The organism is Bauldia sp. (genome assembly GCF_020442045.1).
Lineage (GTDB): Bacteria > Pseudomonadota > Alphaproteobacteria > Rhizobiales > Kaistiaceae > Bauldia.
This window is the reverse complement of sequence record NZ_JAGRLA010000144.1, coordinates 1-10,657: the sequence shown is the minus strand read 5'-3', so window position 1 is coordinate 10,657 and position 10,657 is coordinate 1. Positions and strand designations below refer to the sequence as shown.

Annotated in this window: 12 protein-coding genes and 4 tRNA genes; 13 read left to right on the top strand and 3 right to left on the bottom strand. The window is 63.2% G+C overall.

Translation table 11 applies throughout. The features are described from left to right. The first annotated feature begins 237 nt into the window (after nt 1-237). Nucleotides 238-495: a hypothetical protein gene (locus KDJ86_RS16005; protein ID WP_291748025.1), complete on the top strand. Its 258-nt coding sequence runs from the start codon at nt 238-240 to the stop codon at nt 493-495. A 2-nt stretch (nt 496-497) separates the two neighbouring features. Beyond that, complete coding sequence (locus tag KDJ86_RS16000; RefSeq protein WP_291748023.1) at nt 498-629, top strand: hypothetical protein; 132 nt, start codon at nt 498-500, stop codon at nt 627-629. Nucleotides 630-853: 224 nt separating this feature from the next. Here KDJ86_RS16000 and KDJ86_RS15995 read toward each other — a convergent pair whose 3' ends face one another. The 3 genes from KDJ86_RS15995 to KDJ86_RS15985 form a co-directional block, all read right to left on the bottom strand. Continuing rightward, nucleotides 854-1,597, bottom strand: coding sequence for a GIY-YIG nuclease family protein (locus tag KDJ86_RS15995; protein ID WP_291748021.1), 744 nt, complete (start codon nt 1,595-1,597; stop codon nt 854-856). An 83-nt stretch (nt 1,598-1,680) separates the two neighbouring features. After that, nucleotides 1,681-1,756, bottom strand: a tRNA-Thr gene (locus tag KDJ86_RS15990). 81 nt (nt 1,757-1,837) lie between these two features. Next, nucleotides 1,838-2,635, bottom strand: a complete 798-nt coding sequence (locus KDJ86_RS15985; RefSeq protein WP_291748018.1) for a TrmH family RNA methyltransferase — start codon at nt 2,633-2,635, stop codon at nt 1,838-1,840. 177 nt (nt 2,636-2,812) lie between these two features. Here KDJ86_RS15985 and KDJ86_RS15980 point away from each other — a divergent pair. From KDJ86_RS15980 to KDJ86_RS15930, 11 genes are all read left to right on the top strand, one after another. Further along, nucleotides 2,813-2,898 (top strand) — tRNA-Tyr (locus KDJ86_RS15980). Nucleotides 2,899-2,935: 37 nt separating this feature from the next. Beyond that, nucleotides 2,936-3,009 (top strand) — tRNA-Gly (locus KDJ86_RS15975). 160 nt (nt 3,010-3,169) lie between these two features. After that, entirely contained in the window at nt 3,170-4,972 is a 1,803-nt protein-coding gene (locus KDJ86_RS15970; RefSeq protein ID WP_291748015.1) for a calcium-binding protein, read from the top strand. Between the two features lie 123 nt (nt 4,973-5,095). Beyond that, a tRNA-Trp gene (locus KDJ86_RS15965) sits at nt 5,096-5,171 on the top strand. 168 nt (nt 5,172-5,339) lie between these two features. Beyond that, a complete protein-coding gene (gene secE / locus KDJ86_RS15960; protein WP_291748013.1) occupies nt 5,340-5,540 on the top strand; it encodes a preprotein translocase subunit SecE in 201 nt (66 codons plus the stop codon). Nucleotides 5,541-5,576: 36 nt separating this feature from the next. Next, on the top strand, nt 5,577-6,107 hold the full coding sequence (gene nusG / locus KDJ86_RS15955; protein ID WP_291748030.1) for a transcription termination/antitermination protein NusG: 531 nt from the start codon (nt 5,577-5,579) through the stop codon (nt 6,105-6,107). A gap of 220 nt (nt 6,108-6,327) precedes the next feature. After that, nucleotides 6,328-6,759 carry a 50S ribosomal protein L11 gene (gene rplK / locus KDJ86_RS15950; protein ID WP_291748028.1) on the top strand — a complete coding sequence of 144 codons (432 nt, stop codon included), beginning with the start codon at nt 6,328-6,330 and terminating at the stop codon, nt 6,757-6,759. Nucleotides 6,760-6,763: 4 nt separating this feature from the next. Further along, complete coding sequence (gene rplA, locus KDJ86_RS15945; protein WP_291748010.1) at nt 6,764-7,459, top strand: 50S ribosomal protein L1; 696 nt, start codon at nt 6,764-6,766, stop codon at nt 7,457-7,459. Between the two features lie 474 nt (nt 7,460-7,933). Next, entirely contained in the window at nt 7,934-8,452 is a 519-nt protein-coding gene (gene rplJ / locus KDJ86_RS15940; RefSeq protein WP_291748007.1) for a 50S ribosomal protein L10, read from the top strand. A gap of 48 nt (nt 8,453-8,500) precedes the next feature. Beyond that, nucleotides 8,501-8,881, top strand: a complete 381-nt coding sequence (rplL, locus tag KDJ86_RS15935; protein ID WP_291748004.1) for a 50S ribosomal protein L7/L12 — start codon at nt 8,501-8,503, stop codon at nt 8,879-8,881. Nucleotides 8,882-9,050: 169 nt separating this feature from the next. Next, nucleotides 9,051-10,657, top strand: a 1,607-nt coding sequence (locus KDJ86_RS15930; RefSeq protein ID WP_521085304.1) for a DNA-directed RNA polymerase subunit beta family protein, incomplete at its 3' end; no start/stop codon positions are given.

Here is a 10,657-nt window from a genome sequence, read left to right as displayed (position 1 = left end):
TGGCATCGCGCCGATCGGCGGATCACGTTGCTCGAGGCGTCCGGTCCCCACCGGATGATGCACGGAGCCAGGGCCATGGCGCATTGTGCCGGCAACTCTCGCAGGATACGAGGATCCAAGGCGTGACCCGGAGATCGGCGAACGTCAGGATCGGACCAGGAGCGTCGCGCGTCGTTCGTGGTGGTGGATCGTCTCGGGGATCGCTGTGGGCGCGCATCCGGCGAGGATGGCGTAGGAATGGACAAGACTGATCGCGGTGCCGCCTTCGACGAGGCCATCGCCACCTTGAACGATGGCACCGCCGCCCTCGGCGGGACCGTCGTCGAAGTAGTCGTCCACGACACCCTCGAAGAGGCGGTGGCCGACCTGCAGAAGAAGAGCATGACCCGGTCGGCCGCGATGTCCGCCGCCGCCCGTGCCATCCCCAGCTTGTCTAGAAGTACAACGCCGCCGGCGACGAGGCGCGCGCCAAGGCCACCCAGCCGCGCACGGTGAACATGGCCACCGTCCTGGCCTTCGAGGATCGCGTAGACGAGATCGCGAAGCGGCACGGGCTACCCCGGTTGCAGGCGATGTCCAAGGCGCGCGAGCGTTTCCCCGCCGAGTTCAAGGCGTATCAGGAGGCGTGAGACGATTTCCCCGGCGGCTCGTCTTCCCGCCGGGTGGCAGGCCGCGACCGGTCCCCCCGACCGGTGCGCGGGCGAGAAGCCTGTCAAATCTCGTGCATACCAAGCCGGTCGGACAAGCTGGACAGTGTCCGCAACAACGCCAGCAGCGCGGACGCGAAGCCTTCTCTCTCGCGGTCCGCGCAACTCAGGACGGCGGGTCTCTTGGTGGACCCGCCGCCCGAAGTCTACATGAATTTCCGACGCTTGAAGGCGCGTACGTCATCTCGGGAGAGTGAGAACCACTCGCCCTTGGTATTCTTCGAGGCGAAGCGCTTGTGCCAATACGCCTCGATGCCGAAGGCATCATCGGTCGTAATTTGGTGAACGAGTCTCAGTTCTTCGGGAAGCTGAATTGAGATTTGATCGACACGACGCGCCGTGAGAACGGCCTTTCCAATCTTGTATCGCTTCTGATTCCCAACCTGCATCAGAGCCAGATAGACGAACCCCTCAGCGAGGCCGTCAGGTTGAGGACTCGCGGTGCCTTCTTCTGCTTCAAATTCCGCCTCGGGCAGGAAGTCGAGAAGCCCGGAAAACTCGGCATTCTTCTTGGCGTAGTCGCGTAGTAGCCCGACGCGGACATCGTGCCTGCCCAGGCGGTTGAAGACTTGATGGGTTGGGAAGGTGTCATCTGCTTGGCGTTCCAAGCGTAGATCGGCGTAGGTGGGGAACGAACCCAGCTTCAACGTCAGAGCTGCCAATCTCTGAATTAGATATTCGTCGTCAGTACGGTCTTTCGGCTTGTTGGGTTCAAAGCCAGCTTCGCTCAGTGCGTCGCTCCAATTCCGCCAGTAGCGGCCCCGCCATCTAGAAATCGCAATCCCTGTTTCTTCTTCGAAGCGTCTCTGGCCCAGAGGTGTGCCGCTGTTCTCGTTGGCGGTTTTCTGAATCTCCGAAATGATGAACTCTCGCTCGGCAGGGGTGTTCATTTTCGACTGGCCTCACATTGCCTAGAGCATTGCTTATGAGTGACGGCTGATGAGGAGGCCTCCAGCTAAACCTTTGAGATCATTGGTGCCGGCAACAGGATTCGAACCCGTGGCCCCCTGATTACAAATCAGGTGCTCTACCAGCTGAGCTATGCCGGCACGCCCGGACTCCGTAGCAGCGCAACGGAATCGCTGCAAGGGATCGCGGTGGGCGGAGAGGCGGCCGCGATGATGGTGGCGTCACGCCAGGCTGTCGAGATGGCGGCGGGCGACATAGAGACCGAGCGCGGCTGCGTTCGATACGTTCAGGCTCGCCAGCGATCCGCTGGTGGGCAGGCGTGCGATGCGGTCGCATTTCTCCCGGGTGAGCCGCCTGAGGCCCTTGCCCTCCGCGCCGAGGACGAGGGCGATCCTGGCGCCGGTGAAGGCCGCCTCGATCGTCGATTCCGCCGCTTCGTCGAAGCCGATGCGGACGAAGCCATCATAGCCGAGATCGTCGAGGGCGCGGGCGAGGTTGCCGACCGTCACCAGCGGTATGAGGTCGAGCGCGCCGGACGCCGACTTGGCGAGGACGCCGGTCTCGGTCGGCGCATGGCGGGCGGTGGAAAGCACCGCGTCCGCGCCGAAAGCAGCGGCCGAGCGGAGAATGGCGCCGACGTTGTGCGGATCGCTGACCTGGTCGAGACAGACGACGAGGCGCTTGTCGTGGAGCGCCCCGATCTCGACCGGATCGAGCGGCGCGACCTCGAGCACGACGCCCTGATGCACGGTATCGCCGCCGAGCAGGCGGTCGAGGTCGCGGGGACTGGTCTCCTCGGGCTCGGCCGGCAGCGAAACACCCGCGGCCTTCAGGCGGGCAAGCGCGTTCGGGGTCGCCAGGACGCGATTCACCCGGCGCGCCGGATTGGAAAGCGCGGCGATGGCGGGATGCAGACCGTACAGGAAAAGCGTCTCCGGACGGCGTTCCGCCGGCGATCGCGGGCCATGCGGTGCGCGGCGCCTGCCTTGCGGGCGGGGAGGGCGGTGTCGACTGGTCATCGCCGGCGCTTATAGGCGCGCCGGCCGGCCGGCTCAATCAATTGTCGGCGACGCTTCCGTAACCGCGTGCAAAGCACCGGCCGGTCGTTGACACGACACATTGTCGTCGCCATAACACGCGCCGCGGGCCAACATGGCGGCCGGCCGGATCGGCCGCCATGTTCCATGCGACCGGATGGGGGAGTGTCCCGAGCGGCAAAGGGGGCGGACTGTAAATCCGCTGGCGTACGCCTTCGTAGGTTCGAGTCCTACCTCCCCCACCATCCTTTCCGCGTCGATGGCCCGTCGGCCGACGCGGGCGCGGGTGTAGCTCAATGGTAGAGCAACAGCCTTCCAAGCTGATGACGAGGGTTCGATTCCCTTCACCCGCTCCAGTCATTTCCACGCCGAGCGAATGCCGTGCGCCGGGGGCTTCGGGCCGCTGATTGAGCCAGGCGACCAGACGCGGCGCGGGAGGCATGTCCGGACAATCTATTGATGTGGGCCGACAATCCCGGCTACCCTCGCGGAGGGCGCGAAGACATGGGGGATGACATGGCCGAATCGGACTTCAACCTGTTTCTCGTAAATTCCGTTTCGGCCGACGACCAAAGGCGGCCATCCGTCGCCCAGCTTGCCAATGGCAACATCTTGGTCGTCTGGGATTCGGGGAAGCCGGTGGTCGTCGGTGGGCCGGATTACCCGGAAGTCGACATCAAGGCCCGCATATTCGACCCGGATGGCAATGAGGTCGTCCCGGAGTTTCGCGTCAACCCGGTGCCCGGTCTTTCCGCGAACGGATCCGGCAGCGACATCTACCAGATCTCTCCGGTTGTGACGGCCCTCGCGAATGGAAACGCCGTTGTCACCTACGCCACCGATGAATCGCTGGCAGTGGCGCGTATCATCAGCCCGACGGGCAGTCCCGTTACCGGTGAGATAGCGCTCGATCAGGACAGCCCGAGCATCGATCGCGACGTCGATGTGGTCGCTCTCGACAGCGGTGGATTCGTGGCGACCTGGATATCGTCGCCAAACGGCGCCAATACCTATTTCGAGATATCGGCCCGTATCTTTGACGCCAACGGGTCTCCCGCCACCGGCGAGTTCCAGGTGAGCCAGATCAATCTGGATCACCAGCAGTTTCCGACCGTAACGCAATTCGCCAACGGCAACATCGGGTTCGCCTGGCAGACCGACGGCACCTACCACATCAAGGGCCGGGTCTTCGACACGTCGGGGACCCCGGTGACCGATGAGTACCAGGTCAGCACCGGCGTCAGCGGCGACCTCAACAACAGCCGGTGGAACGCCAAGATCGCCGGCCTCGACAATGGCAACCAGGCGGTCGTGTGGGGCGAGGCGAACGATATCAAGGTTCGCGTCCTGGGGCCGGACGGAAGCGCGGTTTCCGCCGTCTTCAACGCCAATACCTACGACCCGACCGACCCCACGGCCATCGACGGCTGGCAGCCCGACGTGATCGTCCTTGACGATGGCCGTTTCCTTGTCGCCTGGGCAAACGGCTATGCCGGCATTCGGGCTCGCGTCTTCAATGCCGATGGTAGCGAGGCGGTGCCGGAATTCGATATCTCGCCGGCAGCGGATTTCAACGCGCAGCAGGAAGGCGAGGTCGAGGTTGTCCAGCTCGCCGACGGTCGGCTGATGTTCACCTGGGAGGAATTCACCGACGAGGCCGACGGCAACGGCCGCGGCATCGAGGCCGTCGTCATGAAGCTTCCGACCTACGACTACGACACCGGCCAGTTCGTTTCGGTCGGCTCGGCGGCGGTCGATGACATCAACGGCATCCTCGTCCAGGATACCGGCCAGGACGACCTCGTCGTCGCCCTCGACGGCAACGATATCGTCGATGCGGGCGACGGCGACGACACCATCTACGGCGACAGCGCGCCGGCCGGTGCCGCGGCCAACCTCTCCCTGTCATTCGCCGACGAAATCGCTGCCTCGACCGGCAAGGGCAAGGACAGGCTCTACGGCGGCAGCGGCAAGGATTCGATCTACGGTGGCGGCGGCAGGGACAAGCTGAAGGGCGAGGACGGCAAGGACAAGCTCTATGGCGGCAAGGGCAAGGACACGCTGGTCGGCGGCAAGGACGGCGACAAGTTCGTCTTCGCGCCACACGAGGGTAAGGACAAGGTGCTCGATTTCGGCAACGACAAGGGGAAAGGCAAGGACAAGCTCAACCTCAAGGCTTTCGACTTCGATTCCAAGGCGGACGCCCTCGATGCCTTCCATGGCTCGGGCAAGCATACCTATTTCAAGGCTGAGGGTACCAAGATCATCCTCAAGGGCTTCGACCACGACGATCTCGGCGGCGGCGACCTGATCGTGTGACCGGCCTCGATTCCCTCCATACGCTCCTGTCCGGATCGCTTCCGGATTCGAAATCCGGGACGTCGGCGAAAAGCGCTGGTCTTCGAACCCGGAAGTCTGGTAATTGGTGCGCCGAATGTGCCTAGGGGTATAGCTCAGCTGGTAGAGCGACGGTCTCCAAAACCGTAGGCCGGGGGTTCGAGTCCCTCTGCCCCTGCCATTCCGGCATGTCGTGAACGGGTGCCTGGTCGTTGCGGCCGCCTTTCCGGTCGTTGCGGAATTGCCCCGGCCAAGGCTTGAGTATCCTGTCGCGAAGCCTTATGTAACCGATCCCAAGCGCGGCGGGCGAGCCGAGACGGTTCGCGCGCCATTAGCTATGTGAGATTCTATGGCCGAGAGAACAAATCCCTTCACGTTCCTCCAGCAGGTGCGAACGGAAGCTTCCAAAGTCGTTTGGCCGAGCCGCCGCGAGACAGCGATCTCGACGGTGATGGTTCTGGTCATGGCGATCCTGGCGAGCCTCTTCTTCCTGGTCGCGGATCAGGTCATGAGCTTCGGGGTCAGCTATCTTCTCGGCGTTGGTGGGTGAGAGAGGCGCACGATGTCGGCAGTCGCGGCGGATACGATGGAAAAGAAGTGGTACATCGTCCACGCCTATTCGAATTTCGAGCGCAAGGTCGCCGAATCGATCGTCGAGAAGGCCCAGGCGACCGGTCTCGAGGATCTGTTCGAGGAAGTTCTTGTCCCGACGGAGAAGGTCGTGGAGGTCCGTCGCGGGCGCAAGGTCGATGCCGAGCGGAAATTTTTTCCGGGCTACGTGCTGGTCAAGATGGCGATGACCGACGAGGCCTATCACCTGATCAAGAATACCCCGAAGGTGACGGGCTTCCTCGGTGCCGACAAGAAGCCGATCCCGATCACCGAGGCCGAGGCGCACCGCATCCTGCAGCAGGTGCAGGAAGGCGTGGACCGTCCGAAGCCGTCGGTCAGCTTCGAGGTCGGCGAGCAGGTCCGCGTCGCCGATGGTCCTTTCGCTTCCTTCAACGGCCAGATCGAGGAAGTCGACGAGGTCCGGGCGCGACTCAAGGTTGCCGTGTCGATTTTCGGCCGTGCGACGCCGGTCGAGCTCGAATACGGGCAAGTGGAAAAGATCTGAGGCCGGTTTCCGGGTGCGACCGGTCCTTGCGATATCGGGCTTGCCCGCTGTCGGCATGAAGAAAGCCGTCTCATAGTGCGAAACGGCGGTGTACCCGGATACGGGGAGATCCAGGCGATCTGACCGTGAAAGCGGGTGTGGGAGGTGAGGGCGCTTGCCAGGCGCCTTATCCGGACCACGCCATTCCTGCCGGCCTGGCCGGCGTCAAGGGGAACAGACGATGGCAAAGAAAGTTGCAGGTTTTCTGAAGTTGCAGGTGCCCGCCGGTGCCGCCAACCCGTCGCCGCCGATCGGGCCGGCGCTGGGTCAGCGCGGTATCAACATCATGGAGTTCTGCAAGGCGTTCAACGCGCAGACCCAGGAGATGGAGAAGAACGCGCCGATCCCGGTGGTGATCACCTACTATCAGGACAAATCCTTCACCTTCCAGATGAAGACCCCGCCGGTGAGTTTCTTCCTCAAGAAGGCGGCAAAACTGAAGAAGGGCGGCTCGACGGCGGGCCGTGGCGCCGCCGCTGGCCAGGTGACGCGTGATCAGGTTCGCGAGATCGCGGCGCAGAAGATGACCGACCTGAATGCGGTCGACGTCGAGGGCGCGATGAAGATGGTTGAAGGCTCGGCCCGGTCGATGGGCCTGCAGGTGGTGGACTGAGATCATGGCACATCATGGAAAACGGGTCAGGGCTGCCCGCGAAGGAATCGAGCCGCTGAAGCTTTATCCGGTCGATGAGGCGGTCAAGCTGGTGAAGTCGCGCGCCGGTGCCAAGTTCGACGAGACCGTCGAGGTGGCGATGAATCTCGGCGTCGATCCGCGTCACGCCGACCAGATGGTGCGTGGCGTCTGCCAGTTGCCGAATGGTTCGGGCCGGACGCTCCGCGTAGGTGTATTCGCCAAGGGAGCCAAGGCCGACGAGGCCAAGGCCGCCGGAGCCGATGTCGTCGGTGCCGAGGATCTGGTCGAGATCGTCCAGAAGGGGACGATCGATTTCGACCGCTGCATCGCGACCCCGGACATGATGCCGCTGGTCGGACGGCTCGGCAAGATTCTGGGGCCGCGCGGCATGATGCCAAATCCGAAGGTCGGCACCGTGACGCAGGACGTGACGGCCGCGGTCGCGGCGGCGAAGGGCGGCGCGGTCGAGTTCCGTGTCGAGAAGGCCGGCATCATCCACGCCGGCGTCGGCAAGGCCAGTTTCGACGATGCGAAGCTCGTCGAGAATATCAAGGCCTTCGCCGATGCGGTGCAGAAGGCACGGCCGTCGGGCGCCAAGGGGACCTTCGTCCAGCGCGTCGCGATTTCCTCGACCATGGGCCCCGGCGTGAAGGTCGATCCGGCCACGCTGAGCGCCTGAATTCAGGGGCCCGGTGAACGATTTCCTTCATCGGGTCCGCTGATCTAGAAAAAGAGACTTGGCAACAGGCTTGAGAGTCTCTAAATACCCCTTCTGGGCGCGTCGGCCCTTTGGACGGCGTGCCTTTGTGCGTCCCTCTAAATCACGGTGGTGAGACCCTTTCTTGAATATCCTACGGATTAATTCAAGGGAGGCAACGACTTACACAGCGTTTTGTCGAGTGCGCACCGTCGATCCGGCTGGAAACCGGGTTGGCGATCCTGTCCGAGACTGCGGGTGCCGGCTGCCGGCTTAATCGAATGAGACCTGCAATAGACGGGAGGGAACCGGGGTTTCCGGTTCGAACCTCTTCGTGGCTCAGCCCGGCGTTTCTCCACGCCGGCTGGGGGACAGGCTGGAATGTCGTGCCGGTTTCGACCGGCGGGACAGGTGAAACCGGCGGTCCCCAAGTGGCCGCCAAGTGGAGTGAGGCAAGTGGATAGAGCGGAAAAAAGCCAGCTCGTGGAGGACCTTGGGTCGGTATTCAAGGATACCGGCGTCGTGGTCGTCGCCCACTATACCGGCCTTTCGGTCGCGGAGATGACGTCCCTCAGGGCGCAGATGCGCGAAGCGGGGGCCGGTATGCGTGTTGCCAAGAATCGTCTTGTCAAACTCGCCCTCAAAGGTACTGACGTCGAGCATGTATCGGACCTGTTCCAGGGTCCGACGGTGATCGCCTATTCGGACGATCCGGTTGCTGCGCCCAAGATTGCCGTCGAATTTGCCAAGGGGAACGAGAAGCTCGTGATCCTTGGCGGCGCGATGGGCGTGACCAACCTCGATCCGGAGGGCGTGAAAGCGCTTGCGGCGCTGCCGTCGCTCGATGAGCTCAGGGGCAAGCTGGTGGGGCTGCTGGCCGCACCGGCGACGAAGGTCGCCCAGGTTCTCGGCGCGCCGGCCGGTCAGGTCGCGCGGGTTGTTGGTGCCTATGCCGAGCAGGGTGAGGCGGCATAAGCCGGCTCTTGGATATCCAGAGGTTCGAATCGTAAAGGAATCAATGAAATGGCTGATCTTTCCAAGATTGTAGACGAGCTTTCGCAGCTCACGGTCCTCGAGGCCGCCGAACTATCGAAGCTGCTCGAAGAGAAGTGGGGTGTCTCCGCAGCGGCTCCGGTCGCGATGATGGCCGCCGGCGGTGCCGCGGGCGGTGGCGAGGCCGCCGCGGAAGAGAAGACCGACTTTGACGTCGTTCTCGCCGAAGTCGGCCCGAACAAGATCAACGTCATCAAGGAAGTCCGGGCGATCACTTCGCTTGGTCTGAAGGAGGCGAAGGATCTGGTCGAGGCCGCTCCGAAGGCCGTCAAGGAAGCCGTTGCCAAGGACGAGGCCGAGAAGCTGAAGGCTCAGCTCGAGGCCGCCGGCGCCAAGGTCGAGCTGAAGTAGACGGGAATTTCACTTGGCGGCGGGCTCCGGCTCGCCGCCAAGCGATCGAAGACGGAAGGCGGCGGGCCGTCGGCGCGTTCCGTCCGTGGTGTCAGACAAGGGGACTGCTGTCCCGAAGGCCGTTTCCTCGACCTTCCGGACAGCCGTTTACATCGAACCAGGAGTGGACATGACTCAGACGTTCACCGGCCGCAGGCGAGTGCGCAAATTTTTCGGCTCGATCCGGGAGGTGGCCGAGATGCCGAACCTCATCGAGGTTCAGAAGGCGTCCTACGACCAGTTCCTTCTCGTCGACGAGCCGGATGGCGGCCGGGGCGACGACGGACTCCAGGCGGTCTTCAAGTCCGTCTTCCCGATTTCCGACTTCTCGAATACCGCCTTGCTCGAGTTCGTCCGCTACGACTTCGAGCCGCCGAAATACGACGTTGACGAGTGCCGCCAGCGCGGCATGACCTTCTCGGCTCCGCTCAAGGTGACGCTTCGCCTGATCGTGTTCGATGTCGATCAGGACACCGGCGCCAAGTCGGTGAAGGACATCAAGGAGCAGGAAGTCTACATGGGCGAAATGCCGTTGATGACCAACAACGGCACGTTCATCGTCAATGGCACCGAGCGGGTCATCGTCTCCCAGATGCACCGGTCGCCCGGCGTGTTCTTCGATCACGACAAGGGCAAGACCCATTCATCGGGCAAGCTGTTGTTTGCCGCGCGGATCATTCCGTATCGCGGTTCCTGGCTCGATATCGAGTTCGACGCCAAGGACATCGTGCATGCGCGTATCGACCGTCGCCGGAAGATCCCGATCACGTCCCTGCTTTTCGCCCTCGGCCTCGATGGCGAGGAGATTCTCAGCACCTTCTACGACAACATCACCTACACCCGTATGGAAGGCGGATGGCGGCTTCCGTTCAACGCGCAGCGGATGCGCGGGTTCAAGGCCGTCAACGACCTGATCGATGCCGATAGCGGCGAGGTGATCGTCGAGGCCGGCCACAAGATCACGGCCCGCGGCGCCCGCCAGCTGGCGGAGAAGAACGTCAAGGCGCTCAAGGTCGCCGACGAGGATCTCTACGGCCATTATGTCGCCGAGGAGCTGGTCAATCCGGAGACCGGCGAGATCTATGCCGAGGCCGGTGACGAGATCACCGAGAAGCTCCTGACCGCGCTTGTCGAAGCCGGTTACGACGAGCTCAAGATTCTCGATATCGACCACATCCACACCGGCGCCTATATCCGCAACACCCTCGCGGCCGACAAGAACGAGTCGCGCGAGGACGCGCTGTTCGACATCTATCGCGTCATGCGTCCGGGCGAGCCGCCGACGATCGACACCGCGGAGGCGATGTTCACGTCGCTGTTCTTCGATCCCGAGCGCTACGACCTCTCGGCGGTCGGCCGGGTGAAGATGAACATGCGGCTTGACCTCGATACCGACGATACGGTCCGCGTGCTGCGCAAGGAGGACATCCTTGCCGTCATCAAGACCCTGCTCGAGCTCCGCGACGGCAAGGGCGAGATCGACGACATCGACAATCTCGGCAACCGCCGCGTCCGTTCGGTCGGCGAGTTGATGGAGAACCAGTATCGCATCGGCCTGCTGCGCATGGAGCGGGCGATCAAGGAGCGGATGTCGTCGGTCGAGATCGGCAACGTCATGCCGCAGGACCTGATCAACGCCAAGCCGGCGGCCGCTGCGGTGCGCGAGTTCTTCGGTTCGTCGCAGCTTTCGCAGTTCATGGACCAGACCAACCCGCTGTCGGAGATCACCCACAAGCG